This is a genomic window from Microcoleus sp. OTE_8_concoct_300 (assembly GCF_031383065.1).
In the GTDB taxonomy this organism is placed as follows: Bacteria; Cyanobacteriota; Cyanobacteriia; order Cyanobacteriales; family Microcoleaceae; genus Microcoleus.
On record NZ_JANMZH010000211.1, the window covers coordinates 1 to 26,609 of the forward strand.

Sequence of the window (26,609 nt, forward strand, 5' to 3'; positions counted from 1 at the left end):
GGCAAGATGCCCGTTCCACAAAAACTCCATTTTCTTGTGGAACGGGCATCTTGCCCGTTCTTGAAAACTCCATTTTCTTGTGGAACGGGCATCTTGCCCGTTCTTGAAAACTCCATTTTCTTGTGGAACGGGCATCTTGCCCGTTCTTGAAAACTGTACAACCTATAACTATCAACTTAGCCGATCGCGAAAATACTCCTCATACAAATTGCATCTCGCACAGCAATAATTGCCCTCCTGTTTCACCAAGCCCATACTATTTAATTTAAACGCAAATTCTAGCCTCAATCTGACGGGCTTTGAGACACTCGAAACCTCTCTCATCGCCTCGATTAATTCTGGATATTTTTCTAAATTCCACAAATGCCTCCGCAAATGGTCGCTGTAAATTCCTGCCTCCGTCGTTGCCGAGTTCAGCAATTGATTTAAAGTCACATCTTGACGGGCAATGCGATACATAGCTAGCCGCACTAAATAGGGATGCCCTCCCACTAACGCCATCAATTCTGCCACTTCTGTAGCACTCCAATGGATGCCGTGTCGCGCTGCTAACTCTTGCACTTGCTGCGAATTAAACTCCGGCAATTCAATCGGCAATCCCACATTAAACGGCGATTTATTCACGTCCAGCGGGATATAAACTTCCGTCGAATGCACCACAACCAAGCGAAACTTTTTCCAAATATCTCGCCGTTTCGCTTCTTCGTGTAAAGCTCGCAATAACCCAAAAAAATCATCAGCAATTTCCGGCGATTCAAACAGGCGATCGCTCTCATCCAAGCCTAAGGTCAGAGGTGTTGAGGATTCTGACAGTAAATACTGTTCAAAATAAGCCTTGCAGCACTGATTGCTGCCAATCAAATCGGCTAATTGCCAACACTTGGGCAACTGCTCGAGCATTCCTAACTCTTGACCGATGCTAGCACAAAACCACTGCAAGAATGTATCTGAATTCGCGAAAATTTTCCGATTTGCTAGCTGAAAACTCAGCGCAACCGTGCGAGAACCTTGCTGTTCTGCGTGATGCAAAATCCTCGCCATCAAGGAAGTTTTGCCCATTTGTCTGGGTGCTTTTATGCGGATCAGCGCTCCCGGCTGGGCGATCGTCTCGTAACAGCGGGATTCGATCGGAGGGCGATCGATATAAAAACAAGAAGTAAGTTCAACTTGTCCTCCTGGCAATTCTGGCGCCGCTGCTGGCAGGGGTTGAATTATTGACTGTTTTATGCTAGTAATTGCTTTCCATTCTACAGCCAATTCATGGTCTGCCGTTAACGATGTGCGACCTTCTTTGATAATAGTTAAAATTTGTGATAATAATTTAAATGTGTCGCCAGCACCGCGCCACAGCCAGGGCTGAATTCCTGCCAAATAGGTCAGTAAATCAAAGGAAAGCGGTGTATTTAATTCAACTAAAATCGGTAAAATCGCTGGTTTGTGAGCAGTAAGATTGTGTAATTCTTTGGCTAGCTGCACTTGTTCCAATACCATTTCGCTAGCGGCGGATTCTTGGGAAATCAGCAACAGCAAATAATCGCAACGCTTTAAATATGAGCCCTCGTCCCTGCTGTTGTTAATAAAAAAGACTTCGTGGCCTCCCGCACTCAAAGCTTGGTGTAACTGCTGGGAAAGGGTGTTGTGTGAGGTTGTGAGGGCGTTGACGTTAGCGAAGCGATCCGAAGGAAAGCCCTCGAAGAGGATCGCCACTTTTGCCCTCACAAGCAGTACCTCCTCTGGGTCTGAATTCGCCTCAAAATCAGCTATATCGCGCCATTCCTGGCCCAATCCGCGACAAATTTCGATGAAATTGGCATAATCCACAGGTTTGCCATTCAAAAAATGGCTGACAGTAGATTGCGCCATCCCTAAATCCTCAGCCAGGATTTTCTGACTGGGAAAGCCATTTCTCAGGAGACAGGATTTTACTGCGCGAATGCACTCTTCGCGCACCCTTAGCGATCGTGGCATTGCTTATCACAATCAAGACACTGAAACCATCATAAATGGCAACCGCCCCTAAAGTCGATGAAAAGTCGATGAAAAGTCGATGATTTTTCAAATAACTCACTCACCAACTCAAATAGCGGCCTGATTAGATGAGAAACAACAAGGTTGGATCGCATGAAAACGAGGTAAAAGCATTGTGCATTCTATCCTAATTTGGTCGCTGGCGTCAGCTACTAATCGATCGGGTTTCGCCTTGACACCGCCGATGTTGTTGCTGGGAGTCGTCATGAGTGCGATCGATCTATTAATTCTCACAACTCACCCGCCAAGATAAAGTTTCGATCGCAAACATAGAGGAAAAAATACCATGCGTCAACAAAAGTCTAAGTCAAATAGCATTTTACTCAAGGTTTATAGCATTTTACTCAAGGGTTGTGGATGCTTATTGCTGGTGTTCATTGGATTCATTGGCTGCCACCTGTTTGTCAGCCCATTGTTTTTTTCTTTTGGAATTAAGGATAAGCAAGTTGAGATATTCGTGGACTCATTTGTGCGTTTGGCAAATAATCTTATGCAGTCGGAAGCAATAGGGTATCTTAGGTCAATGAATAAAGGCCAGCAAGCTTATTTTGCAGAAACGAGTGCTTTTAGCAATTCTATTCCTGCTTTAGGACTTGGCCTTGAAACAGAAACAAACAACTACAAATATTCAACTCGTGCCACTCAAACAGCAGCATTTAATTATGCAGTTTCCAAGAAGAAAACTCTTAATAATTATGTCGGCGGTGTCTTTCTAGTTCCTGCGAAAAAATTAGACCCAAACGCCCGTCGAGATGAAATGACGACTTTAACCATACTTTGCGAAACTGAAAAGCGCCCTTTCTTTAGAGTTAAACGAACAGATGAGCCGGATGAGCTGGCGGAACCAATTTATCAAAATGGCGAGATTATTTGCGGTAAAGGCACAACACAATTGACCAACTAATCTAACTAATCAACTCTCACAATATTTCAACCACGTAAGTAAATAGGAAGCGATCGAGATAACAGCCTTAATTCCTAATCTAAAATCTAAAATCTAAAATCTAAAATAGATAGTCGGTTTTAACCGACTTTCGCTTTGAGGCAGGGGTTTAAACCCCTGCCGGACTGCGGATTTGACCTTAAATTGACTGCTAACCGTCTCTAAAGTCGATAAAAAGTCGATGAAAAGTCGATGAATTCTCAAATAACTCACTCACCAACTCAAATAGCCGCCTGATTAGATTAGAAATAACAAGGTTGAATCCCATCACAACGAGGTAAAAGCATTGTGTATTCTATCCTAATTTGGTCGCTGGCGTCAGCCACTAATCAACCAGCTTTCGTTTTCACCCCCCCGATGTTGTGGTTGCTGATCGGAATGGTGCTTAGTGCGATCGAGCTATTAATCATCAAAACTCAGCCCCAGAAATACAGGTTTTACGTGCTAATGATGGGAGCTTCGGCTTTAATTGAATCATTTATTTTGTGGAGAGGATCTGTAGCATTTCAGTTTAGTTGGGCAAACATAATGTATGAAGACTTTGACTGGCAAATCTTCTACTGGATGGGGATAGCCCTCGCGCTGAGTATCTGGATTCGACCGATTTTCATTGTCCGCAAAAAGTTTGTGATTCCCGAAGCAACGGAAGCGACAACTATCTCCGAAATTTTCCCCGGAGAAACCGGAATGGTGATTTATGAAGGGGCTTCGTGGAAAGCTCGCAATGAAGATTCCCAAGGGGCGATCGCACCCAGACAAAAAGTTTACGTTTTGCGCCGCGAAGGAAACACGCTGATTGTTGTACCTGACAGATTAATTCATATCAACGGCTAAACCTTGGCAGCAACCTCAGTTCATCTTTAGTTCACAGCTTAAAATTACCAGGAGACTCACTATGTATCAGTATTTTTTGATGGTGTTGTTTGCAATCACCGGAGTATCTTTAGCCAGCAGCGTAAAAATCGTCCGTCAAGGAGATGAGGCTTTAGTTGAAATTTTCGGAAAGTACGATCGAAAAAAACTAGAACCTGGTTTGACTTTTTTGATTCCCTTTGTCGAAACAGTCGCCTATAAACAAACTCTGCGCGAGCAAATTTTAAACTTGCCACCGCAACAATGCATGACGCGCGATCGCCTGGCTATCACCGTTGAATTTATTGTGTACTGGCGAATAATTGACTTGGAAAAAGCCTCCTACAAGGTGCAGAATCTCAAGGAAGCGATGTTAAATATGCTGATTCTTTCAATTCGGACTCACATTGCAACATTAGCTCTAGAGGAACTTTACACGGCTCGCAATGAAATCAATAATGCTTTAGTGGAGGAGTTGGATACAACGACAGATCCTTGGGGTGTGAAATTTACGAGAGTGGAATTGCGCGATTTTGCGATCGGCAGTAAAGTGATGCAGCCGACATCAGTCGATCGTAAAGAAGTACAAAAGCTGCGAGCTTAGGAATTCGTATTCCCTAGTTTTCCTCGTTACCAGGCAGAGCCTGGTAACGCAGATCCAGAGGCTCTGCCTCGCCGAATTTAATGAAGATTTTAAGGACTAAAGTCTTTACTACAAACAGAGAGGATAGAAAACTATGAGTCAACAAAATTCTAAATTAGCTAGCATTGCATCTAATAATGGTGGATAGTTAGTGCTTTTAATGGTGATTGGAGTATTTGTTTGGATCGTTAGGCCATCATTTCTGAATAAGGTTAGGAACATAAAGCAAGCGGAAGCCAGAGACTATGTTAGCTCAATCAACAAAGGTCAGCAAGCCTATTTTGCGGAAAAAACAGTTTTTAGCACTTCTGTTAAGGCTTTAGAAATTAGCATTAAAACCGAGACAGAAAATTACAACTCTTCCCTTCTGACCACAAAAAAAGCAACATTTAATTATGGAATTTCACAGCAAAAAGACCTTAAAAGCTATGTCGGTGGGGTCTTTGTAATTCCTGCTACAAAAGTTTACTTAAATGCTTCTAAAAATAAAATAACGACCACATATATATTGTGCAAAGCTGATTCTGCTGGTACAATTAAACCACCAGAACCCACCAATCAAAATGGTAAAATTGCTTGTGCTACAGGCACGAGAGAACTGACACACGGTTATCACTAGAGGCTAGATCATGACAGTCGATTACCAATATCAAATCGGCGGCAGTCTCCCGCAAAATGCACCTACTTATGTAGTGCGACAAGCTGACTCAGAACTTTATCAAGCCCTGAAAGCGGGAGAGTTTTGTTACGTGCTCAATTCCCGACAAATGGGAAAATCCAGTTTGCTGGTGCGAACTGTACAAAAGCTCTCCGCTGATGGCATTGCCTGTGCTACGATCGACCTTTCGGACATTGGCAACCAGCAAGTCTCTCTAGATAAGTGGTACGGCGGCGTCGCTTACAAGCTATTGTGCAGTTTCAACCTGTTTAACCCAGTCGAGTTTATGACTTGGTGGCAGGAGAGAGAGTTGATGTCGGCAGTGCAGCGCTTAGGAGAGTTAATTGAAGAGTTGCTGCTGGCAAAACTTCCTCAACCTCTTGTCATTTTTATTGATGAAATTGATAGCGTTCTCAGTTTCAAAGAACCGCTAGATGATTTTTTTGCCCTAATTAGAGCTTGCTACAACAAACGCGCTCAGAAGTCAGAATACCAGCGCATTACATTTGCTTTGCTGGGAGTAGCTACGCCATCGGATTTAATTAGCGATGCAGCGCGTACCCCGTTTAATATCGGTTTAGCTATTGAATTGCACGGTTTTAACTTACAGGAAGCTCTGCCTTTAGCAAAGGGATTTGAGGGAAAAGTAGACAATCCTCAAGAGGTTTTAAAAGAAATTTTGGACTGGACTGGAGGACAGCCCTTTCTGACTCAAAAGCTTTGCAAGCTGATTCTACACCATATAAAAAGCTTAGCCTCAGCTTCTCTTATATCAGATTCAACGGATCAAAGTAGGACTGAAATTATTACTACCGATCAATTATTAATTAGCGAGATTGTGCAATCTCATATTATTGATAATTGGGAATCATCCGATGAACCTGTACACATCAAAACAATTCGCGATCGCCTTCTTAGAAATCACCACCACGCCAGTAGGTTATTAGGATTATATCAAAAAATATTGCAACCCTTTGATGCCCCCCAGCCCCCATTAAAAACATGGGATGAAATGCCAGAATTACCCTTGTTAAGGGGTGCTGGAGGAATCTGGGCCGATGATACTCCCGAACAAACAGAATTGCGGCTGAGCGGATTAGTAGTAAAACGAGCCGGAAAATTAACCGTATACAACCGCATTTACGCAGCTATATTCAACCAAAATTGGGTAGAAAAAGCACTCGGCGACTTGCGCCCCTATGCTGAATCTCTAACAGCATGGATAGCTACAAATTGTCAAGACGAATCTCGATTGTTGCGCGGTCAAGCACTGGAAGATGCCAGAAAATGGGCGGCAAATAAAAGCTTGTGTACCCAAGATTATCAATTTTTAAATGCTAGTCAAGAAGCGGAATTGACCAAATTTCGCTCTCAAGAAAAACAGAATCAAGCTGAAATAGAACAACTGCGACGCGAAAAAAAGTTACTAGAGGAACTAAGCGAAGCACAAAAGCAGAAAAAAGTGATTGCAGCTAAACTTTGGCGCGAGCGACAACTGAGAGTGCAAACAGTTACAGCAGCAGCAGGAATACTGGTATTAATTCTGATAGGAGCCTTTTGGATTAAACCATCAATCGAAGAAAGAAACAACAAAATTCTTACTCTCAGTCTACTCTCAGAAACGCTATTTTCGGCCGATAAAAAAGAGGAATCTCTGCTAGAAAGCATTAGAGCTGTTACAGAAATGAACCGATCGCTCGGAGTCAGCTCAGATATTCAGATGCGAGTGGCGATCGCCCTCGAACAGGCAGTTTACAGCTTCCGGGAACGCCGCCGCTTCCAGAGTCAAGCCAGTAGCCTTGCTTTCGCGAGTTTCAGTCCTGACAGTCAAACGATTGTGGCTGCTACGGATGATAATTATATCAAACTTTGGCAAACTAATGGAAGTTTGCAAGCAACATTAACAGGGCATACTGATAAAATTAGCAGGGCAATCTTCAATCCTACGGGTGAGATTATTGTCTCAGCAAGCGACGACAAAACTGTAAAAATTTGGCAAAAGAATGGCAAATTGATTCATGATTTAAAAGGACATAGGGGTCAAGTAACAAGCGTCTGTTTGAGTCCCGATGGTAAAATTATTGCTTCAGCAAGTGCCGATGGAACTGTTAAACTCTGGAAAATCAACGGTGAAGAATTGTCAAGTTTTAAAGTCGAGCGAGGTTGGATAACCAGCGCGAGTTTTAGCCCAGACGGTCAGAGAATTGCTGCGGCTGGTACTGATGGCACTGTTAAACTTTGGAGTTTGAGAAAGGTTGTGGAAAAGTTGCAAAAACAGCAGTCAATTGAAGCAAGCACCGATATCCAATTGCTCCGAACTTTACAGATGGAAAGTGATAAAATTATGAGTGTAGCTTTCAGTCCCGACGGAGCAATGCTGGCGACTGCAAGTGCTGGGGGAACTGCGAGAATTTGGAGCAAAGACGGCACACCGCTAAGTATTTTAAAGCATACGAGTGGATTGACAAATATCAGCTTTAGTCCCAACAGTCAAATGTTGCTATCTGCAAGCACAGACAAAATGGTGAGGCTGTGGAACATTGACGGTACATTGCTCCAAACTTTAAAAGGTAACAAGGATGCTGTTTGGAGTGCGAGTTTTAGTCCTGACGGCAAGGCGATCGCTAGTGCTAGTGCTGACGGTACGGTGATGCTGTGGAATTTTAATCTTGAGGATTTGTTGCAGCAGGGTTGTAATGGAGCCCGCAATTATTTTCAGACAAATCCGATCGCAAATCAAAACAATCGCCACCTCTGCGACGGGATTGGAACTGAGTCGGGACTCAGGCAAAAAAAACCCGGTCAAGAGTCAAAATCTTGAGTTTTTCCGCAAAGTATCTAGGAAAAAATCGGCTTTTTGACCCCCCTGGGTCTAGGGCTAATATGGTTAAAATGGGTAGCAGCTAATAGGTAATAGGTCAGCCCGATCGGTGTATTCAACTCTAGAGCAAAAGTACCAGCGCCTGCAAAAAGACTTAAGGGGCGGAGTCATCGCCCTTGGCGGCATTTTATGCACGGGTACTCTCTGGTATTGGCAAGTGGAAAAATGGTCTTTGCTCGATGCCGCTTACATGACAGTATTTACCCTAGCAACTGTGGGCTACGGTGAACTTCAGCCCCTCGGCCAACGCGGGCGAATGTTTACCATATGCCTGATTTTGATGGGCGTGATTGTGATTGGTTTCATCGTCAACCGCTTTACAGAAGCGCTGATTCAAGGATATTTTCAAGAAGGAGCAAGAATTAGGCAGCAGCGACGATTGGTAGATTCTTTGATCGGGCATTACATTCTCTGCGGTTTTGGGCGCATTGGGCGTCAGATTGCCTTGGAATTTCAGGCAGAAAATATTCCTTTTGTGGTGATAGATTCGGCGGTGCAGTCGATTGAGGCAGCTTTGGCGCTGGGGTACACGGCTGTCCAAGGAGACGCGACTCTGGACGAAACTTTGCTGAATGTCGGGCTCGATCGCGCAATTTGCATAGTAGCAGCTTTGCCTTCGGATGCCGAGAATTTATACACTGTCCTGTCAGCGAAAACTCTGAATCCGAAGGTACGGGCGATCGCCCGCGCCACCACAGAAGAAGCTGTAAAGAAGTTGCAGCGGGGCGGCGCCGATGCCGTCGTATCCCCCTACATTACCGGAGGAAAACGCATGGCGGCGGCGGCTTTGCGGCCTCAAGTTATGGATTTTTTAGACGGTGTTTTGACGGGCACGGAGAGTTCTTTTTACATGGAGGAATTTTTGATCGATCCCAATACTTGTGTCTACGTCGGGCAAACTTTGAGAAATGCCAAGTTGCGATCGCAATCGGGGGCCTTGGTTTTAGCGGTGCGGCGCGCTGGCGGGACTTTGATTGTGGGGCCTACTGGAGAAACTGCGATCGAAGGAGGAGATATGCTGATTTGTTTGGGTACCGCAGAACAACTGCGCACCCTCAATCAAATCCTCAGTCCCCTGAGTTTTCGCCTCCCCCGGCCCCCAAAGTAATACGATGTCAGGTTTCTTGTCAGCAATGCAAGTCCTCTTTTGGGGCGGTTTCGGCGGGCGAGTGAGTTAACGCCGACGCTCGTTGGGGAAGTTGGCAGGGTTGGGAGGTGCGATGCCTTCGGCTGGCTTCGCCTACGCATATTTGGAGAAGTTCTATTTGAACCTGTTTCCGTCTGGGAACAGTTGGCGGTGTTGGGGATGGTGGCGGGAGTGGAGGCGCAACGGTTGAGGGAGATGTTGCCACCTGTGGGGGTTCGGATGAAGTTGGAGCCTCCAAGGTTATGTGGGGCGTCTTATGCCGAGTCCCCTTGTCACAAGATTGAGTTGCAGTTTCAGCAAACGCATGGGTGCCAAAAGCAGGGGTTAAGGTTGCGATCGGAGTGTCCTCATTGTGGGGCGCGGTTTAAGGTGTCGGCCCTTTGGGTGGATGGCCAGTGTCAGCATTGTTTTCAGCAGTTTGGGGAAATGGTGAAGTATCAGAAGTATTTATAATTCCTTTGACTTGGAGAATTTTTTCATAGTCTTCTTGAGTCAGTGGACAATCAATCAAATCTAAAAATTGTTGCTTTGCTAAATAACACTGTTTTGCCATCTCCCCCAAAAGATTATCCGGAATATCCTTCATCTTCTTTGTATGGCTTGTTTTAGTCCTTGCTCGTGTTTTTTTGCCATCTTGGGTAAAGTAAATGAAATAATGATGATCTCCTTCTGACTCTTGAAATCCCTTTTTTAATAATCCAGACTCAACTTTTGATTTCGGGCGTGGCATTCTAGACCTCTTCAATTTGGTTGAGTAACTGCTTTCTTAAATGTTGAGCATCTGAGGCTAGATCCTCAACACTCGCTTTGGCATATTCATCCCACATCATCACAATTTGTTCATTAATTTCATAAATTAAATCATCACGAGTATAAGCAAAAACGTGAAGCCCTATGTTAGGTTCTTCAACCACAAATAATTGACTGGTATCTTCATCCATTTTAGGGATCAGTCTTAGGGGATTTTTGCAAATAAGCTTTCTCTCTAACCAGGAAATTTCTCGCAGAATAATGGGAGATAGTTCTACGGGTTCTATTCTGGTAACATCTGTTAGTTTAGTAGGATGACCCTCAGCATCCAAAGTAAACTGGCCTGTTACCTGGATTAGCTGGCGACGATTTTCAATCATTGAATCTTCTAACTCTTCCAGGTAAAAACATTCGATTTCCTGGTGAGTAGGTGGATACTTTAAAACTATCGTGCGTTTATCAAAGTCAATGCGAATTAGTTCTCCTGTGACTGTCATTACAGTATCTTCAGAGGATTCTTGATTGAGCCAGCCATTGATATAAGCGGTAGATCCGTTGGTGAGATTTAATTCAGGTCTATCAGGTAGTGAAAATCCTAAACTCCAATTTTCTCCGGCTTTTGGTAGAATTCTTTTACTTTCTAATAAAGCTCTATTCCTGAGTTTTGAATCGGGGAAAATATCCTGAGTTTGCTTAAAGTTTGAATGGATTAAACTGGAAAAAAAATCCTCCAGTTTTTCCATAATTTCTGTATAATTGCCCAAGTGACTATTAAAACCTGAGTTCAGCACAATTGGAAGGGTATAACTTCCAGGTTGAGGAATGCTAGCACGTAAAGCATAACGCTGTTGCATTTCCAAAGGCACTTTAAATCGTTGTTTCACTGTCCCTTTTTCTGCGACTGTAGCGAGTAGGTAAATAATTTGTTGCAATCCACCTAGAACACGCACTAAAATTTCGATGGGGACTTCACAATTCTCCATTTCCTGACCCATCAAGCGGATAGTGGCTTTTGCTTCTGGGGGTTGTGCGAGAGACATTTTTCTAGATAGTGGCTTTTATTGTTTCTTAATCTTAACCTGAGAAAAGCTTAAAAGCTAAATTTTTTTCTGGTATCTCTAGCCTGGTATCTCTGACAAGGCGCACTATTCCAACAGAGGCAATAGCACTCCCAACAGAGGCAATAGCACTCTCGTTCTCCCCTGCTAACCTACTTGCCAAATGCTGTATCCGATATAACCATACCGGAATCACAGGCTCACCTGTTTTCAGTCATACGATCGCCCTTGACCTATCAAGCTCTACCTTTTGGAGCGATCGCACCCTACTCCTTTACTCTCTCACGCGATCGCCCATAAATCACATCTAACCACATCGGCACAACAAACTTCCCCTCAGCCCAAGCTGAGCGATCGTATTAATTTGTCAATACGTACAACAATCTGTCAACGCAGACAAATAATTTGACACTCGACAAACCCCAAAGCCGATGGTGGGATTTGAACCCACGACCGTTCGATTACGAATCGAATACTCTACCCCTGAGCTACATCGGCACAGACAATTTTGAATTATAGCACAACCTAATCGAAAAAAGCAAGGAGTTGTAGAATTTAATTTAAAACTCCACAACTCCTAACTTAAAACTTGTTAAACGGCCAGTTCCCCGTCTGTTGAGCCGCCTCTGGCCCCGGAATAAACCAAACCCCGCTGCATATCCAGCGTCAGCATAGTTCCGTCCCGAATTACCCGCGTCGCATTCTGCACGCCCACCATCACCGGCACGCCCAACCGCAAACCGATAATCGCGGCGTGAGAAGTCAAACTGTCCTCCTCCGTCACCACACCGGCTGCTTTCCGAATCATCTCCACAAAAGCGACGCTGGTGTGCTCGACTACCAAAATTTCTCCAGGGTGGAAATTGCCTACATCGGCAGCAGTACGAGCAACCCTGGCCATGCCGCTCACCGAGCCCAAACCGACACCAGTACCTCTGCCTAAAACCGCTGTCACTACCTCAACTTTGATCAAATCCGTCGAACCGGCAACCCCTTGCAGAGTACCGGCGGTCATCACCACTAAATCTCCGTCGGACACTAACTCTTTTTCCTGGGCGACAGTCATCGCCGATTGAAATGTCTGGCCGGTGGAGGGCAAATCCAGCACCAGCAAGGGTTTGACTCCCCATACTAATTGCAGTTGTCGGGCTACGTCTACGTGAGGAGTAACTGCCAAAATCGCTGTTTTCGGTCGGAATTTCGAGACATTGCGGGCTGTAGCGCCGGTTTTGGTCAATGTCATGATGGCGGCGGCGTTCAACTGTTCGGAGATTTGGCTGACTGCTTGGCTGATGCCGTTGGGGATCGATCGACCGATATCTTCTACATTCCTAATATTGCCCCTAATTCCCTCCCTCTCCATCCGCACGGCAATTCTCGCCATCGTCGCCACCGCTTCGACGGGGAACTTGCCGACAGCGGTTTCATTCGAGAGCATCACCGCATCAGTTCCGTCGAGAATCGCGTTGGCCACGTCGGAAATTTCGGCGCGGGTAGGACGGGGATTACCTACCATGCTGTCGAGCATCTGGGTAGCGGTAATTACCGGAATCCCCATGCGGTTAGAAGTAGCAATCAAGCGCTTTTGCAAAATCGGCACATCTTCGGCGGGCAGTTCCACTCCCAAATCGCCGCGGGCGACCATCACGCCGTTGCACAGGGCGAGGATTGCTTCCATTTGTTCGATCGCCTCGTGCTTTTCGATCTTAGCAATCACCGGTACTTGCTTGCCCGCACTGGCTATCAGCTCTTTAATTTCGAGCATATCCTGGGGATTCCGCACAAAGCTCAGGGCCACCCAATCGACACCTTGGTCGAGGCCGAACATTAAATCTTTACGGTCTTTGTCAGTCAGGGCCTTAATTGACAGGTAAACTCCCGGAAAATTCACGCCTTTGTTGTTGGAAAGCGGCCCGCCGACGACGACGCGGCAGTACAATTCCCGCGCCGCACGGTCTACTTTTTCGACGCGCATTTCCACTTTCCCGTCGTCAAGCAGAATCAGTGCTCCCTCTGGAACTTCGTCTGCTAGGGGGTCGTAGGTGACGGAAGAAATGAGCTCGGTGCCGGGAACCTGGCGGCTGGTGAGAATGAAAGGATCGCCGTTTTTGACAACTATAGAGCCTGTCTCAAAGCGCCCCAAACGAATTTTCGGGCCTTGGAGGTCTTGGAGGATGGCGACCGGCTGGTTGAGTTCAAAGGAGGTTTGCCGGATTAAGCGAATGCTGCGCTGGTGGTCTTCTTCTGTTCCGTGGGAAAAGTTGAGTCGCAAAGTTGTGGCACCGGCTTCTATGAGCTGGCGCAGCACTTGAGGGTCAGAAGTTGCTGGGCCAATGGTGGCGACGATTTTAGTCCGGCGTAGGGCTTTTGGCGGTTGCATCAGCGGTGTTCTGGGGAGGCAGGTGGATTTCTTGTTTAAATTTCGGCTAACGTTTGATCTTTGCACTACAAGCAATGACGCTAGTCTCAACTCTTAAAAATTTTGATAGTCGTCAAAACAGCAGGTATTGAACAATATATAGAATATCTGACTTTTTACCGATCGGTAATCTTTTCTTGGGGAGCGCGCTTTTTTGCAAATTTTTCCGCTCTCAGGCTTGACATAAATACAGAGATACCCATTGATTTTATTGGGTCTGCTGAGGTCTTTTGGCTAATCTAGCACTGCTATCCTTGCACAACATAAATAGACCTCTTGCAAAAAGGCACCAGACCCCTCCCCAACCCTCCCCGAAGTCGCGGGGAGGGAGTCTAATTTTTCTTGCTTCCCCCCTGATTCAAGGGGGGATCGAGGGGGGTGAGTTTTTGACTTTTGCAAGAGGTCTAATACTTTCCTGTTTGTGCAGAGGCTAGTTTCTGGCGATCGAACTGAGTTCTTTCATAAAACTTTACTATTGTCCGGCTTGTATCTTATACTACGCAAGTGTGAAATATTAAGGAGTCTTAACAAAGATGTCGGAGGCAGGACGGCCGCTGACAGTGCCGAAAGAGTTTTTGAGTCCTCCCGGTGACTTGAATCCGACACTGCTGCTATTTTTGAGTGCAGTAGGGATTATCGTGATTTCTAACTTGGGTTTCTGGTGTTGGGGATGGCCGCAGTGGTGCTGTTTTTCGCTGAATGTGTTGGCGTTGCACATGGCCGGAACTGTGATACACGATGCGTCTCATAATGCAGCCCATCGCGATCGCACGATGAATGCTATTTTGGGACACGGTAGCGCGCTGATGTTGGGTTTTGCTTTCCCGGTGTTTACGCGGGTACATATGCAGCATCACGCCCATGTCAATGACCCAGATAACGATCCAGACCATTATGTTTCGACGGGCGGGCCTTTGTGGTTAATTGCTGCGAGGTTTTTTTACCACGAGATTTTCTTTTTTAAGCGCAAACTGTGGCGGAAATACGAACTATTGGAATGGTTTCTCAGCCGTTTGTTTGTGATCGGGGTGGTTTATATCGCCATTCAGTACGACCAATTAGGTTATGTGCTGAATTTTTGGTTTTCTCCTGCTTTGGTGGTGGGGTTGGCCTTGGGGTTATTTTTTGATTATTTGCCGCACCGTCCGTTTCACGATCGCGATCGTTGGAAAAATGCCAGAGTATATCCTAGTCCTATTCTAAATATCTTGATTTTGGGGCAGAATTATCATCTGATCCATCACTTGTGGCCTTCTATTCCTTGGTACAATTACAAGCCTGCTTACGAAGCTGTGAAGCCGCTGTTGGATGAGAAAGGTTCTCCTCAAAGTTTGGGAATATTAAAAGGGAAAAAGGACTTTTGGAGTTTTATATATGACATTTTTTTAGGGATTAGGCTGCATCACAAGAAAGCGTCTGATTGACAAAAAACCCGGTTTCTTTGAGAGGCCGGGTTTTTTTTGTATGGCAGAAGGAAGAAGGCAAATGCAATTGGGGGTAATGGTTTTAGTAGGGAAACGGCACAGCGTTTGGTGGTGTCAACTTAAGCTTTTAGTCCGGCAGTCCTCCCACCCGACAGTCCGACAGTCCGCCAGGGAATGAATTCCCTGTCTCATAGCTAAAGTCCTCTCAAAGAGGACTGAAGAACTCATGAGTCCTCTTTGAGAGGACTTTCACTTTGAGGCAGGGGTTTCAACCCCTGACGGACTATCGGTTTTACCTTAAGTTGACACCAATAGGCACGCCGCCGTCTCCTGACTCTGGGTAAGATTAATTCGGATGCCACAGGATTTGATATCAATCCCCTCTCGGGGAAGTGGTAAAGAAGGTAAGTAGGGGCCCAGAAACCGGGTTTTTTTACGAAAATATTTGGTTGTAGTCCACAGATTCGGTAAAAAACCCGGTTTCTTTGGTCGGAGTGCATAAATTCTGGCGTTGCAAAGAAATGGAAAAATTCCCAGCAGATGTAGTTTTAATCCCCTTTTGGGGAAGTAGTAAAGGAGACCTAATAGCGAATCAACCGGCTTTTGTCCGGGATTTAATACCGTTTCAATCCCCTCTCGGGGAAGTGGTAAAGGAGACTTCCCCCGGATCAATCATCAGGATGACAATTGAGTAGGTTTCAATCCCCTCTCGGGGAAGTGGTAAAGGAGACTCTTCGGCCAGGGAGCCTTACCCAGAAAGGGTTTCAAGCCTCAAATCGACGCACCATTTTTTACCTGTCAATAACACCGTAAAACCTGCAATAAGCTCAGTTGCTTGCAAGCCGTAACCCTTGGTATCAGAGTAATCGACGCACCCCAACGAGAAAATCAGGGTTTTGCCGATCGCCCTCGCGGCGTCGATCGCCCATCTGCGACACTGAAACTAGCCGCAGATCCAAAAAAAAACTATGCAATTTTCAACGTTCTGGAGCGATCGAGCTTTGCAACTCGTAAACACACGATACACATCAACCTGCAACTTGTCAACAAGAATGAGAGTCAAATCCGACGATATCCCTTTTTGAGTAGTCAGGGCGACAAAATCAAAGAAACCGGGTTTTTGCCGTTGTAGTCGGCTGTAACCAACTATTCTAGAAAAAACCCGGTTTCTGGGGACCCGTGAGTCGAAGACTGTTAGACTTATTGAATTGTCAGGGCGATCGACCTTCACAATCGCCAAGTCTAATTTTCCCCAGCCACCGCCACCGCTAAATTCCAATCCGGCCGCAAATTTTGAGCTCCCCGCAAATAAGGATGATAAATTTCAGTATGTGCCGGCCAATTAACCAGAATTAAAAACCGGATGCAGCGTTCCAAAGCACCCTCAACGTGCATTTGCTGTACGTCCAACAAAGCAACATTACACCAGTGAGGACGTTCGCGGGCGATCGCAGCCGGAAACACAGCATCTAAATCGCGAGTAGCAGAAAACGTAGCACTAATAATTAAATCTGGATCTAAATCATTTTTTGCTTCTAATTCATCTAATAATTCTTTCACCGCTTCTCGAATTGCTGCCACCGAATTCTCGCTAGCAGTTGTTGCCCCACGAATACCCCGCACTTGCCACTCCACGCAAAATTCCTCCATTTTAGTCAGTTGTTCAGTTGTCAGTTGTCAGTTGTTAGTTGTTAGTTGTCAGTTGCTAGTTGCAATTACCAATTACTAATTACCAATTACCACTGCCAACTGACTACTGCCCACTGCCAACTGACTATTTAATCACGGGCGATACATCCACAGCGGCACACCGCTAGTAGAAAGCTCGAAGTCCAGCAAATTCTTGTAAGCCCAAAGCCCGGATGTATCCAGACTACTCCCCAAGACGCGATTTAGGAAAGGTTTTGCTTTTTCTAGCGTGCAAGACTCTGTTTTTTCCGGGTCCAGGCCTGCGAGTTCGGCGGCCAGGCGACGAGCGTCCTCTTCTGTTCCCAGTCGATCGACCAAACCCAATTCTAAGGCTTGCTGACCGGTAAAAACCCGACCGTCGGCAAAACTTTTCACTTTCTCAACAGCCAAATTCCGGGCTTCCGCAACGGTTTCCACGAATTGCTGGTAGCTGGTGTCGATCAAGTCTTGCAAAATTTCCTGTTCCGGATCCGTCAATCCTCGATCGAATGCCAAGATATCTTTATACGGACCAGATTTAATCACCTCAAAAGAAACGCCTACTTTTTCTAACAGCCGTTCTATATTGTTACCCCGGATAATCACCCCAATGCTGCCAGTAATTGTACCGGGATTAGCAACGATATGCTCGGCTCCCATGCCGATGTAAACTCCGCCAGAAGCTGAAATATTGCCGAAACTGGCGACAATTTTGACTTTTTCGCGCAAACGCTTCAGCGCGCTGTAAATTTCCTGGGAATCGCCCACAGTGCCGCCGGGGCTGTCTATCCGCAGCAGCAAGGCGGGAAATTTGCGTTCTTCAACGGTTTTGAGAGCTTCTAGCACTCGTTTGCGAGTTTCTCCGGCAATGGCTCCGGTGATTTCGATACGGGCGATTTGTTTGCGGTAGCGGGGCTTGAATGGCCAAATCATGAGCAGTGTACAGGCAAGGTGAAATTTTGTAGCTAACTTCTAGTGTGCCTTATTCATCGGGGTAGATGTTGTGCTTGTGTTCGCAACAGGCAAGATGCCTGTTGCACAAGAAAATTCTTGATTGTGGAACAGGCATCTTGCCTGTTCCAAATGGCGGCCACAGGCAAGATGCCTGTTGCACAAGAAAATTCTTGATTGTGGAACAGGCAAGATGCCTGTTCCAAATGGCCGCAACAGGCAAGATGCCTGTTCCACCTTAATTTTGTGGAACAGGCAAGATGCCTGTTCCAAATGGCCGCAACAGGCAAGATGCCTGTTCCACCTTGATTTTGTGGAACAGGCATCTTGCCTGTTGCAAATGGCCGAGATTTGCGCGATCGAATTTAACTCAACAGCGATATATAATTGTAAAAATTGCTTAACAAATCTACATCATTCTCGTGAGAGCCATTTTCATCAATTATTTGGAGAGTCCGCCATGCAGCTAAAGCTTACCGATTCAAAACTGCCTTTTGCCCCGCTGTTGCTCATTGCGCCGTTTTTCCTGTGGGGAACCGCGATGGTAGCGATGAAGGGGGTGATGCCGCACACAACGCCGCTGTTTGTGGCTGTCGTGCGTTTGATACCTGCGGGTGTGTTGGTGCTGCTGGCGGCCGCATTCATGGGAAAACCGCAGCCGCAGGGTTGGAAAGCTTGGCTGTGGATTTCCCTGTTTGCTTTGGTTGACGCTACTTTGTTTCAAGGCTTTTTAGCGGAAGGTTTGGCAAGAACCGGTGCCGGCTTGGGTTCGGTGATGATTGATTCTCAACCGCTAGCTGTGGCGATTTTGTGTTTGTGGCTGTTTCAAGAAAAAATTGGTTTTTGGGGCTGGTTGGGATTAGTTTTTGGCGTTGCGGGCATCAGTTTGATCGGGTTGCCCGATGGCTGGATTGTGGGGCTTTTTCATCCTGAAAACAGGCAGGTTTCTGGGGGTATCGAACAGTTGTTTGAGGGTGGAGAATGGTTGATGCTGTTGGCTGCTTTGTCGATGGCTGTGGGTACGGTTTTGGTGCGCTGGGTTTGCCGTTATGTTGACCCGGTGGTGGCGACTGGTTGGCACATGATTTTGGGCGGTTTGCCGCTGTTGGCAATTTCGGCGGCAACTGAGTCTGATCAGTTTGTGAATATCGATTTTTCCGGCTGGATGGCCTTAGGTTATTCTACTGTGTTCGGAAGTGCGATCGCCTACGGTTTATTCTTTTATTTTGCTTCGAGTGGCAGTCTAACCAGTTTAAGTTCTCTTACCTTTCTGACGCCTGTATTTGCTTTGCTATTCGGCAATTTGTTCTTGGGCGAAGTGCTCAATCCGCTACAATCGATGGGAGTTGGGCTGACTTTGGTGAGTATTTATTTGATTAATCAGCGGGATACTTTGGGTGAGAAATTGCGAAAAGTGCGATCGGGTGAAGCGAGTGCAGAAGTTGAAGCAACAGGATTGTTAGAGTCGTCTGAGTTGAATTCTGTAGAATTACCCGTGCAGTTGCGGGTTAGCGAATTGGAATCAGAAGTTTAGCGCTTTAAGAAATTTAGGGAGAATCAGTTAATTCTTGAATTAACTGATTTGGAGTTACAATCCTAGGAGTATTAACCGGAAAATCTCGCGGGTTGCGGGTGACAATGGCATCAATTAGATTGATTACAGCAGTGCTGTACTGAATTGCAACTTCAAAATCCTTGAAATTGCAAGTTAATGCAATTGAAATAACAGAGTTATCTACTGTTGCTACTTGACAAATTGTGGCTAACTGCCGCAAAAACTCAAGGGTTAAATCTCTACCTTTAGCTTGACAGATAATGTAGTAAATGTCACTAAAAGTAGATGCTGAAATATAACCTTGTACCTCTCCTTGTTCAACTAAAGACAAAACTTGTTTGCTTTCGCCAAAAAAGGGCTGTCTGGCAAGGGCGATATCTAAAATGATGTTGGTATCTAGCAAGATTTTCACAGATTGTATTTCTCCTTTAAAGCTTCCCATCTAGCTGCCTCTGCATCGAAGTCAGGTGAAACAGGTTCAGTATTTTCAAACCAGGCTTGCAAAGCCTTGATTTTAGTTGTCACTTTTATTTTAGGCTTAGCTTTCTCCGACTCAATTAGTGGATCAGGAGAACTGACAACCGTATCAGCCCGCTGCAAGACGATGATTTCCACCTCTCCCGGTGGCATATTCACGGGTTCCCCAACTACCAAGTTGCCAGTTGCATCGATTTTACCTCTAAGTTTGTATGCTTGCATGGTAATCTCCGATAACTATGTTTCTATTATATGACATAATAACTTGCTTCATTACCAATCCTCTTCGCCACCAATCTTAATGTCTCTGCTTTGAATCTCTTCTATAAAATTTTTTAAACTGGGATTTTCTGCGTAATGCTTCATCAAAACTTTATGCTTGCGATATTGTTCTGAAATTACTCGATAATATTCAGGATTTTTAGCATTAGCGTCGATCGTAAACTTGTGTTGTTTCGTAAGTTCCCGCTTTAAAGTATCGAGACAGCTCTTAAATTTAGATTTTTTATTTGTGTGGGTATAATACGGTGGAAGCAACCAACACTCAATAGAATGTACTGATATAGCCCAAATGATTCGCTGTTGACATTGACTGTAGAAATATTCGCCAATAATTTCCTCTTTAAACTTTTCGATAACTTTTTCAATCAACTCTTTAGGAGTAAATTCGCTATTTTCATATCGCTGTGGGATATCATAACCATGCTTTTCTGAATCATCAGTATCTATTTGGATAATTATATAGTCATTAAATTGAAACGCTTCTTGAAAATCTTTTAAACGGCAATAAGTAAAAACTTGACTCCAACTACCATAACCTTTAAATTTTTTTTCATCTTTTTTATCCCTTTCTGGTTGAAGCGGTCTAATATCTAGATCGGGATTCTTGCAATATCCTGCTAAAATATTTTCAATCACAATCTGGTCAGTCAATCCCTCAGTAATTAATCCAAAACTAATCATATTAAAAATTCTTAGGAAGCCCTCCGATATAGCCCCTCAAAAAAGCCTCGGATAATTTTACAGGTTCTTGTCCTTCGAGAGGTTCAGGTTTGAGAATGCGTCTAGCTTTAGTATGCCCTAATTGGTTGCGGTAGATCGCAAACAGCCGCTGTTGATCATCATCTAAATCCAAACCGTCCAAAACTGCCGGGTTGTGGGTTGTGAATATAACTTGTTTGTCGTGTTTTTTTGCTAATTCGACTAATTCTTGGATTAACCGGCGACACAATCTGGGGTTGAGGGAAGCGTCAATGTTATCTATTGCAAAAAAACTCGGCGTGAGATCGCTAATGAACAAGGCAAAGTAAAAGAGTAAAAATAAAAAGCCTTCATTAGAATTTCTTTGATCGAAATAACTTAAATCAATGTCTAAATATTTATCTTTTATTAGGAGAGAGCTTTGCATGGGTGATAAATTTTTAGGCACATCAAAATCTTTAAACCAATCTATCAATTGCAGCTTTTCTTTAATTTGATTGAGTGGATTTGGGTTTTCCTCTGACTTCAAAACCTTTATCAGTTTAAATAATCCTTCACCATTAATGCCTAGCGGTTGAATTTGTCCTTCTTTTTCAAAAGTGCGTAATGCTTGGTTTTCGGGAGAGTAAATTGTAAACTTACTGAAATTAGAGCCATCAGTCAACTTGTTAATTGAATTTTGAAATGATATAAAAGAAGAGGATATGATAGACGACAGAATATCCTCAGTGGATATGTACTTTAAAGACTCTTTTCTTCTTTTTATTAATTCTTCTTCTATTAAGGTTTTAGATTCGTCTTTTAAATCTTCTAAAGAATTTTCAGGAAGCAGCGATGGGGATATGTAATTTAAATACTCTTTTATTATTTTTATTAATTCTTCTTTTCTTAAGGTTTTAGATTCGTCTTTTGAATCTTCTAAAGAAGTTTCAGGAAGCAGGGATTTTGTTTTATTAATCCACTGAGAATACGGCAAGTTATCATTAGATAAGATACAACGAAAGTTTTCATCATTTCCTTTGATATCAATTTTGATATCTTTATCTAAATTTTCCTTTTCAAAGGCCGATCGCATAAATTGAGGTTCTGTAACTCTGATGCCCCGAGAACCTAAAAACTCGTTATCCAGCTTGTCATCAGCCGCAGCAGAAGCAAGGGCGATCGCCTCTAGGATATTGCTTTTGCCGCAGCCATTTTCACCGATCAATACAGTTACTCGTCCTAATTCTAGCTTCAGCTTTTGAATGGACTTATAATTTTCGATTCTGACTTCTCCAATCATAATTTAATCCCATATAATCTTAGTGTACTCATTGTATCTCCGATCGCATGAATCTCAAAGAACGCTTGCACAGCCATCTGATTCAAATTGTACGCGATCGCAACCCATACCTCGCATCCGAAGGGCATTTTTATGCTCAGCAATACATCCGCGAACAGTTGGCACAGTGGGGAACTGTAGAAATTGACGATTTTTCCGTGCGCGGCCGAATTCATCACAATTTGATTTTGGATTTACCCCCCCTCAGTCCCCCCCTTGTTAAGGGGGGGAAGCAAGAAGAATCACCCCTTGCTTCGGGGGGGAAGCAAGACAATCTGGGTTTTGAAAAGCAGATTAAGAAGCGGTTGCCGCCGATCGTAATTGGTGCTCATTACGATACTGTACCCGGATCGCCTGGGGCCGATGATAATGCTACTGGTGTGGCTGTTTTACTGGAACTCGCAAGGGATATCGCATCTGCGCCGCTCAAATATCCAGTGCAATTAGTCGCCTTTGATATGGAAGAATACGGTTGTTTGGGAAGCAGTCATCATGCAGCTAAATACAAGCAACAGCAAGAGTCAATCCGGTTAATGATTTCTTTGGAAATGTTGGGTTATTGCAACCACAATCCTAATTCTCAAAGCTATCCCGCTGGCTTGAAAAATTTTTATCCAAATAGTGGCAATTTTATTGCTTTAATTGGCACTTTGCGGACGGTTCCCGATTTGATTAATTTGAGTGCCAAAATTCGCAAATCTGGTCAGCCCTGCGAGTGGCTGCCGGTGCCGAATCGAGGTTTAATGGTGCCGGATACTCGCCGCAGCGATCATGTTCCTTTTTGGGATAATGGTTATCCGGCTATTATGGTGACTGATACTGCTAATATGCGAAATCCTCATTATCATCGAGAAGGTGATAGGATTGAGACTTTGGATTTGGATTTTTTGGCTGGTGTTTGTCAGGGGTTGGTTGAGGCTATTCGATATATATAGCAGTTTTATTTTAACGAACCGCGAAGGCGCGAAGGGCGCGAAGGAAGGAAAGAGAAGATGAGTGGTAAAGAGATGAATGCTGTTTTTGACGATCGCACTCGCTGGCAATTCTGGATCGATCGCGGTGGCACTTTTACTGATATTGTCGCCAAGAGCCCCGACGGTAAGTTAGTCATTCACAAGCTGCTATCGGAAAACCCGGAACGCTACACAGACGCAGCAGTCCAAGGAATTCGCGACATTCTGGGAATTCCGGCCGACGTAGCGATACCTGCGGCCCAAATTGAAGCGATTAAAATGGGGACAACGGTTGCGACAAATGCTTTGCTGGAACGAAAGGGCGATCGCACAATTCTGTTAATTACTAAAGGTTTCGGCGATGCGCTGAGAATTGGCTATCAAAACCGCCCCAATATTTTCGCCCGCCACATTGTCTTGCCCCAGATGCTGTACGATCGAGTTATTGAAGTTGCGGAACGCTACAGCGCTCAAGGTGAGGAGTTAACTGCTGTCAATCCCGAGTTTATCCCGTGTTTGCAGCAAGCATACGATGAGGGAATTCGCAGTTGTGCGATCGTATTCATACACGGCTACCGCTACTCGGAACATGAAAAACAAGTTGCTAAAATAGCGAAAGAAATTGGCTTTACTCAAATTTCAGTATCTCACGAAGTCAGCCCGCTCATGAAATTAGTTTCGCGGGGAGATACTGCGGTTGTCGATGCTTATTTATCTCCGATTTTACGTCGATACGTCGAACAAGTAACCAGTCAGTTAAGAGAGGCAGAGCCTCTGGATATCGGTTCCCAGGCAGAGCTTGGGAACGAGGCTGTAGGGGCACCGTCCCCTAAATTAATGTTTATGCAATCGAATGGCGGCTTAGTGGACGCGGCACAATTTCAAGGAAAAAACAGTATTTTATCCGGGCCTGCTGGGGGAATTGTCGGTGCCGTTCAAACGAGCAAAAAGGCAGGTTTTGATAAAATTATTACCTTTGATATGGGCGGAACTTCCACAGATGTTGCCCATTTTAACGGCGAATACGAACGCGAATTTGAGACGGAAATTGCTGGGGTGAGATTGCGATCGCCCGTGATGGCAATTCACACTGTAGCAGCCGGCGGCGGTTCAATTGTCTTTTTTGACGGGGCTCGCTACCGCGTCGGGCCGGAGTCTGCAGGGGCCAATCCTGGGCCTGCTTGCTATCGCAAAGGCGGCCCCTTGACGGTGACTGATTGCAATGTGATGTTGGGGAAAATTCAACCGGATTTTTTCCCGAAAGTATTTGGATTGAATGGAGATTTGCCGATCGCCCCTGAGGTAGTAAAGCAAAAATTTGGGCAATTAGCGGGGGAAATTGGGGGCGAGAGGACGGCCGAAGAGGTGGCGGAGGGTTTTTTGGCGATCGCTGTGGAAAAGATGGCAAATGCTGTCAAAAAAATCTCGCTTCAGCGCGGTTACGATGTTTCGGAGTATACATTGTGCTGTTTCGGCGGTGCGGGCGGCCAACACGCTTGTGCGATCGCGGATGCTTTGGGGATGAAACGGGTATTTATTCACCCTTATGCGGGTGTGTTATCGGCTTACGGTATGGGTTTGGCTGATGTGCGGGCTATTCGCGAAAGGGCGATCGAGCAACTATTAAATGCAGAATTATTACCTGAGTTGCATCATATTTTAGCCGAATTGGAAGCTGAGGGAAAGAGGGAATTGAACCGCAGAGGCGCAGAGAACACAGAGAATGAGTCAGAGGTTTTAGTTGTTAGCAAGTTGCGCTTAAAGTATCAGGGAAGTGACTCGGTTTTGGCGGTCAATTTTGCTGACAATATTGAGGTCATGCAGGCTGAATTTGAAGCAGCACACCGACAGCGTTACAGTTTTATTATGCCAGAAAAACCGCTGATTGTGGAAGCGGTTTCGGTGGAAGTTGTAGAAAGAATGGATGTGCCGGAAGCATCCACAATTTCCCCCTCGGGTGGTACGGGCATCTTGCCTGTGCAACCAATTTTGCAGACAATGGATGTGCCGGAAGCATCCACAATTTCCCCCTCGGGTGGCACGGGCATCTTGCCTGTGCAACCAATTTCAACGGTGCAAACCTATGTTGCTGGCGGGTGGCGGGAAACGCCTGTTTATCAGAGAGACGATTTGCGATCGGGCGACTGCATAGAAGGCCCTGCTATGATTGTTGAAGCTACGGGAACTAATATCATAGAACCGGGCTGGGAAGGGGAAATCACCGAAAATAATGATTTAATTTTGAACCGCAGATGCACGCAGATGGACGCAGATAATATCCGCGTTCATTCGCGTTTATCTGCGGTTAAATCCGATCCGGTTTTGCTGGAAATTTTTAATAATTTGTTTCGGGCGATCGCGGAACAAATGGGCGTCACATTGCAAAACACAAGTTCCTCAGTCAACATCAAAGAACGCCTCGACTTTTCCTGTGCAATTTTCGACAAAAACGGGCAATTAGTTGCCAACGCGCCCCACATTCCCGTACATCTAGGCTCGATGAGCGAAAGCGTTGAAGCTTTAATTTTAGCACAAGGCAATGCGATTCAACCCGGCGATGTTTATGTTTCTAACAATCCCTACAACGGCGGCACGCATTTACCAGATATCACCGTTATTACTCCAGTATTTGCTCGTGATTCCTCCCTTCCTTTGTTTTATGTTGCCTCGCGGGGACACCACGCCGACATCGGCGGCATCACTCCCGGTTCCATGCCTCCTAACAGTAAAACAGTAACTGAAGAAGGTGTATTGCTGGACAATCTCCTGTTAGTAAGGGAGGGCAATTTTCGAGAAAAAGAATTACTAGAAATTCTGACAGCGGGGAATTTTCCTGTTCGCAATTCCGCTCAAAATATAGCCGATTTGCAAGCACAAATTGCTGCTAACAAGCGCGGCGCAGAAGAGCTGATCGAGATGGTAGAACATTATGGATTAGAGACTGTGCAAGCTTATATGGGCTTTGTGCAAGACAATGCGGAAGAGTCGGTACGCAGGGTAATTGATGTTTTGCAAGATGGCGAGTTTACTTATCCGATGGATAGTGGCGGACAAATTAAGGTAGCGATTACAATTGACAAATCTGCGCGCAGTGCAAAAATAGATTTTACTGGCACTTCTGCTCAACAATCCAACAATTTTAATGCTCCCGCTGCGGTGTGCAAAGCCGCTGTTTTGTATGTTTTCCGCACGTTGGTAGATGACGATATTCCTCTAAATGCGGGTTGTTTGAAACCTCTCGAAATTATCAATCCCGAAGGCTGTATGCTGAATCCTCGCTATCCAGCGGCGGTAGTTGCCGGAAATGTGGAAACATCGCAGAATATTACCGATGCTTTGTATTGTGCTTTGGGAGTGATGGCGGCTTCTCAGGGAACTATGAATAATTTTACCTTGGGAAATCAGCGCTATCAATATTATGAAACTATTTGCGGCGGTTCGGGTGCTGGTGCAGATTTTGATGGCACTGATGCGGTACAAACTCACATGACTAATTCGCGTTTAACTGACCCAGAAGTATTAGAATGGCGGTTTCCGGTGTTGTTAGAAAAATTTGAAATTCGGGCTAATAGCGGCGGGAATGGATATCATCGCGGCGGTAATGGAGTGGTGCGGCGAGTGCGGTTTCGGGAGGCGATGACGGCGGGAATTTTATCGGGGCGGCGTTTAATTTCTCCCTGCGGTTTGAATGGGGGTGAAGCGGGGAAAGTTGGGCGGAATTATGTTGAAACGGTTGAGGGAAAAGTTGAGGATTTGGGGAGTACGGCGACGGTGGAAATGCAGCCCGGGGATGTGTTTGTCATTGAGACTCCGGGGGGCGGAGGTTATGGTGGTTGTATGAAGAATTAACATTAGCTTACATTTTTTAATGTTAACAGATCTCTTTTTTATGCTAGACTT

General features: G+C 45.1%; 22 protein-coding genes and 1 tRNA gene. 12 read left to right on the forward strand and 11 right to left on the reverse strand.

Translation table 11 applies throughout. The features are described 5' to 3' along the window. Positions 1–171 precede the first annotated feature (171 nt). Entirely contained in the window at positions 172–1,968 is a 1,797-nt protein-coding gene (locus ACUVJL_RS10320) for an AAA-like domain-containing protein (protein WP_445245757.1), read from the reverse strand. Between the two features lie 175 nt (positions 1,969–2,143). On the opposite strand from ACUVJL_RS10320, the gene ACUVJL_RS10325 reads away from it, so the two are divergent. From ACUVJL_RS10325 to ACUVJL_RS10355, 7 genes are all read left to right on the forward strand, one after another. Then, complete coding sequence (locus tag ACUVJL_RS10325; protein ID WP_445245758.1) at positions 2,144–2,281, forward strand: hypothetical protein; 138 nt, start codon at positions 2,144–2,146, stop codon at positions 2,279–2,281. A gap of 33 nt (positions 2,282–2,314) precedes the next feature. After that, positions 2,315–2,932, forward strand: coding sequence for a type IV pilin-like G/H family protein (locus ACUVJL_RS10330; RefSeq protein ID WP_445245759.1), 618 nt, complete (start codon positions 2,315–2,317; stop codon positions 2,930–2,932). 327 nt (positions 2,933–3,259) lie between these two features. Further along, positions 3,260–3,805, forward strand: coding sequence for an NfeD family protein (locus tag ACUVJL_RS10335; RefSeq protein ID WP_445245760.1), 546 nt, complete (start codon positions 3,260–3,262; stop codon positions 3,803–3,805). A 61-nt stretch (positions 3,806–3,866) separates the two neighbouring features. Beyond that, the gene (locus ACUVJL_RS10340; protein ID WP_445245761.1) at positions 3,867–4,427 is read left to right on the forward strand and encodes an SPFH domain-containing protein; all 561 of its coding nucleotides are present in this window, start codon (positions 3,867–3,869) and stop codon (positions 4,425–4,427) included. A gap of 199 nt (positions 4,428–4,626) precedes the next feature. Then, positions 4,627–5,085, forward strand: a complete 459-nt coding sequence (locus tag ACUVJL_RS10345) for a type IV pilin-like G/H family protein (protein ID WP_445245762.1) — start codon at positions 4,627–4,629, stop codon at positions 5,083–5,085. A 10-nt stretch (positions 5,086–5,095) separates the two neighbouring features. Continuing rightward, positions 5,096–7,945, forward strand: coding sequence for an AAA-like domain-containing protein (locus ACUVJL_RS10350; RefSeq protein ID WP_445245763.1), 2,850 nt, complete (start codon positions 5,096–5,098; stop codon positions 7,943–7,945). 109 nt (positions 7,946–8,054) lie between these two features. Further along, entirely contained in the window at positions 8,055–9,113 is a 1,059-nt protein-coding gene (locus tag ACUVJL_RS10355; protein ID WP_445245764.1) for a potassium channel family protein, read from the forward strand. 403 nt (positions 9,114–9,516) lie between these two features. Here ACUVJL_RS10355 and ACUVJL_RS10360 read toward each other — a convergent pair whose 3' ends face one another. From ACUVJL_RS10360 to pyk, 4 genes are all read right to left on the reverse strand, one after another. Beyond that, a complete protein-coding gene (locus ACUVJL_RS10360; protein ID WP_445245765.1) occupies positions 9,517–9,882 on the reverse strand; it encodes a hypothetical protein in 366 nt (121 codons plus the stop codon). 1 nt (position 9,883) lies between these two features. Further along, a complete protein-coding gene (locus ACUVJL_RS10365) occupies positions 9,884–10,885 on the reverse strand; it encodes a hypothetical protein (RefSeq protein WP_445245766.1) in 1,002 nt (333 codons plus the stop codon). 501 nt (positions 10,886–11,386) lie between these two features. After that, positions 11,387–11,458: transfer RNA gene (locus ACUVJL_RS10370), tRNA-Thr, on the reverse strand. Positions 11,459–11,552: 94 nt separating this feature from the next. Beyond that, complete coding sequence (gene pyk, locus ACUVJL_RS10375) at positions 11,553–13,340, reverse strand: pyruvate kinase (protein ID WP_445245767.1); 1,788 nt, start codon at positions 13,338–13,340, stop codon at positions 11,553–11,555. A gap of 572 nt (positions 13,341–13,912) precedes the next feature. Between pyk and crtR the strand changes: the two genes are divergently transcribed. Then, positions 13,913–14,803, forward strand: coding sequence for a beta-carotene hydroxylase (gene crtR, locus ACUVJL_RS10380; protein ID WP_445245768.1), 891 nt, complete (start codon positions 13,913–13,915; stop codon positions 14,801–14,803). An 835-nt stretch (positions 14,804–15,638) separates the two neighbouring features. Continuing rightward, the gene (locus ACUVJL_RS10385; protein WP_445245769.1) at positions 15,639–15,935 is read left to right on the forward strand and encodes a hypothetical protein; all 297 of its coding nucleotides are present in this window, start codon (positions 15,639–15,641) and stop codon (positions 15,933–15,935) included. 110 nt (positions 15,936–16,045) lie between these two features. Here ACUVJL_RS10385 and aroH read toward each other — a convergent pair whose 3' ends face one another. Next, positions 16,046–16,453, reverse strand: coding sequence for a chorismate mutase (aroH, locus tag ACUVJL_RS10390; RefSeq protein WP_445245770.1), 408 nt, complete (start codon positions 16,451–16,453; stop codon positions 16,046–16,048). 132 nt (positions 16,454–16,585) lie between these two features. Next, a complete protein-coding gene (gene sppA, locus ACUVJL_RS10395; protein ID WP_445245771.1) occupies positions 16,586–17,404 on the reverse strand; it encodes a signal peptide peptidase SppA in 819 nt (272 codons plus the stop codon). Between the two features lie 478 nt (positions 17,405–17,882). Here sppA and ACUVJL_RS10400 point away from each other — a divergent pair, with 478 nt between their 5' ends. Then, positions 17,883–18,956 carry a DMT family transporter gene (locus tag ACUVJL_RS10400; RefSeq protein ID WP_445245785.1) on the forward strand — a complete coding sequence of 358 codons (1,074 nt, stop codon included), beginning with the start codon at positions 17,883–17,885 and terminating at the stop codon, positions 18,954–18,956. Between the two features lie 13 nt (positions 18,957–18,969). Here ACUVJL_RS10400 and ACUVJL_RS10405 read toward each other — a convergent pair whose 3' ends face one another. From ACUVJL_RS10405 to ACUVJL_RS10420, 4 genes are read right to left on the reverse strand one after another with little or no spacing between them, the layout of a single operon-like run. After that, entirely contained in the window at positions 18,970–19,419 is a 450-nt protein-coding gene (locus ACUVJL_RS10405) for a type II toxin-antitoxin system VapC family toxin (protein ID WP_445245772.1), read from the reverse strand. After that, the gene (locus tag ACUVJL_RS10410; protein WP_445245773.1) at positions 19,386–19,676 is read right to left on the reverse strand and encodes a hypothetical protein; all 291 of its coding nucleotides are present in this window, start codon (positions 19,674–19,676) and stop codon (positions 19,386–19,388) included. The genes ACUVJL_RS10405 and ACUVJL_RS10410 overlap by 34 nt, the downstream gene beginning before the upstream one ends. Before the next feature lie 51 nt (positions 19,677–19,727). Next, a complete protein-coding gene (locus tag ACUVJL_RS10415) occupies positions 19,728–20,417 on the reverse strand; it encodes a phage tail protein (protein WP_445245774.1) in 690 nt (229 codons plus the stop codon). A gap of 1 nt (position 20,418) precedes the next feature. Continuing rightward, the gene (locus tag ACUVJL_RS10420; RefSeq protein ID WP_445245775.1) at positions 20,419–21,717 is read right to left on the reverse strand and encodes an AAA family ATPase; all 1,299 of its coding nucleotides are present in this window, start codon (positions 21,715–21,717) and stop codon (positions 20,419–20,421) included. 47 nt (positions 21,718–21,764) lie between these two features. Here ACUVJL_RS10420 and ACUVJL_RS10425 point away from each other — a divergent pair, with 47 nt between their 5' ends. Beyond that, positions 21,765–22,691, forward strand: a complete 927-nt coding sequence (locus ACUVJL_RS10425) for a M20/M25/M40 family metallo-hydrolase (protein WP_445245776.1) — start codon at positions 21,765–21,767, stop codon at positions 22,689–22,691. 72 nt (positions 22,692–22,763) lie between these two features. Then, the gene (locus tag ACUVJL_RS10430; RefSeq protein WP_445245786.1) at positions 22,764–26,558 is read left to right on the forward strand and encodes a hydantoinase B/oxoprolinase family protein; all 3,795 of its coding nucleotides are present in this window, start codon (positions 22,764–22,766) and stop codon (positions 26,556–26,558) included. The last annotated feature ends 51 nt before the right edge of the window (positions 26,559–26,609 follow it).

Bases quoted from the DNA above. Each gene is read 5' to 3' on its own strand.
- ACUVJL_RS10415 (WP_445245774.1), bottom strand. From the start codon at position 20,417: ATGATTAGTTTTGGATTAATTACTGAGGGATTGACTGACCAGATTGTG.
- ACUVJL_RS10430 (WP_445245786.1), top strand. From the start codon at position 22,764: ATGAATGCTGTTTTTGACGATCGCACTCGCTGGCAATTCTGGATCGAT.
- ACUVJL_RS10405 (WP_445245772.1), bottom strand. From the start codon at position 19,419: ATGGGAAGCTTTAAAGGAGAAATACAATCTGTGAAAATCTTGCTAGAT.
- ACUVJL_RS10410 (WP_445245773.1), bottom strand. From the start codon at position 19,676: ATGCAAGCATACAAACTTAGAGGTAAAATCGATGCAACTGGCAACTTG.
- ACUVJL_RS10350 (WP_445245763.1), top strand. From the start codon at position 5,096: ATGACAGTCGATTACCAATATCAAATCGGCGGCAGTCTCCCGCAAAAT.
- ACUVJL_RS10365 (WP_445245766.1), bottom strand. From the start codon at position 10,885: ATGGAGAATTGTGAAGTCCCCATCGAAATTTTAGTGCGTGTTCTAGGT.
- ACUVJL_RS10400 (WP_445245785.1), top strand. From the start codon at position 17,883: ATGCAGCTAAAGCTTACCGATTCAAAACTGCCTTTTGCCCCGCTGTTG.
- ACUVJL_RS10340 (WP_445245761.1), top strand. From the start codon at position 3,867: ATGTATCAGTATTTTTTGATGGTGTTGTTTGCAATCACCGGAGTATCT.
- ACUVJL_RS10360 (WP_445245765.1), bottom strand. From the start codon at position 9,882: ATGCCACGCCCGAAATCAAAAGTTGAGTCTGGATTATTAAAAAAGGGA.
- pyk (WP_445245767.1), bottom strand. From the start codon at position 13,340: ATGCAACCGCCAAAAGCCCTACGCCGGACTAAAATCGTCGCCACCATT.
- ACUVJL_RS10320 (WP_445245757.1), bottom strand. From the start codon at position 1,968: ATGCCACGATCGCTAAGGGTGCGCGAAGAGTGCATTCGCGCAGTAAAA.
- aroH (WP_445245770.1), bottom strand. From the start codon at position 16,453: ATGGAGGAATTTTGCGTGGAGTGGCAAGTGCGGGGTATTCGTGGGGCA.
- ACUVJL_RS10330 (WP_445245759.1), top strand. From the start codon at position 2,315: ATGCGTCAACAAAAGTCTAAGTCAAATAGCATTTTACTCAAGGTTTAT.
- ACUVJL_RS10345 (WP_445245762.1), top strand. From the start codon at position 4,627: ATGGTGATTGGAGTATTTGTTTGGATCGTTAGGCCATCATTTCTGAAT.
- sppA (WP_445245771.1), bottom strand. From the start codon at position 17,404: ATGATTTGGCCATTCAAGCCCCGCTACCGCAAACAAATCGCCCGTATC.
- crtR (WP_445245768.1), top strand. From the start codon at position 13,913: ATGTCGGAGGCAGGACGGCCGCTGACAGTGCCGAAAGAGTTTTTGAGT.
- ACUVJL_RS10425 (WP_445245776.1), top strand. From the start codon at position 21,765: ATGAATCTCAAAGAACGCTTGCACAGCCATCTGATTCAAATTGTACGC.
- ACUVJL_RS10420 (WP_445245775.1), bottom strand. From the start codon at position 21,717: ATGATTGGAGAAGTCAGAATCGAAAATTATAAGTCCATTCAAAAGCTG.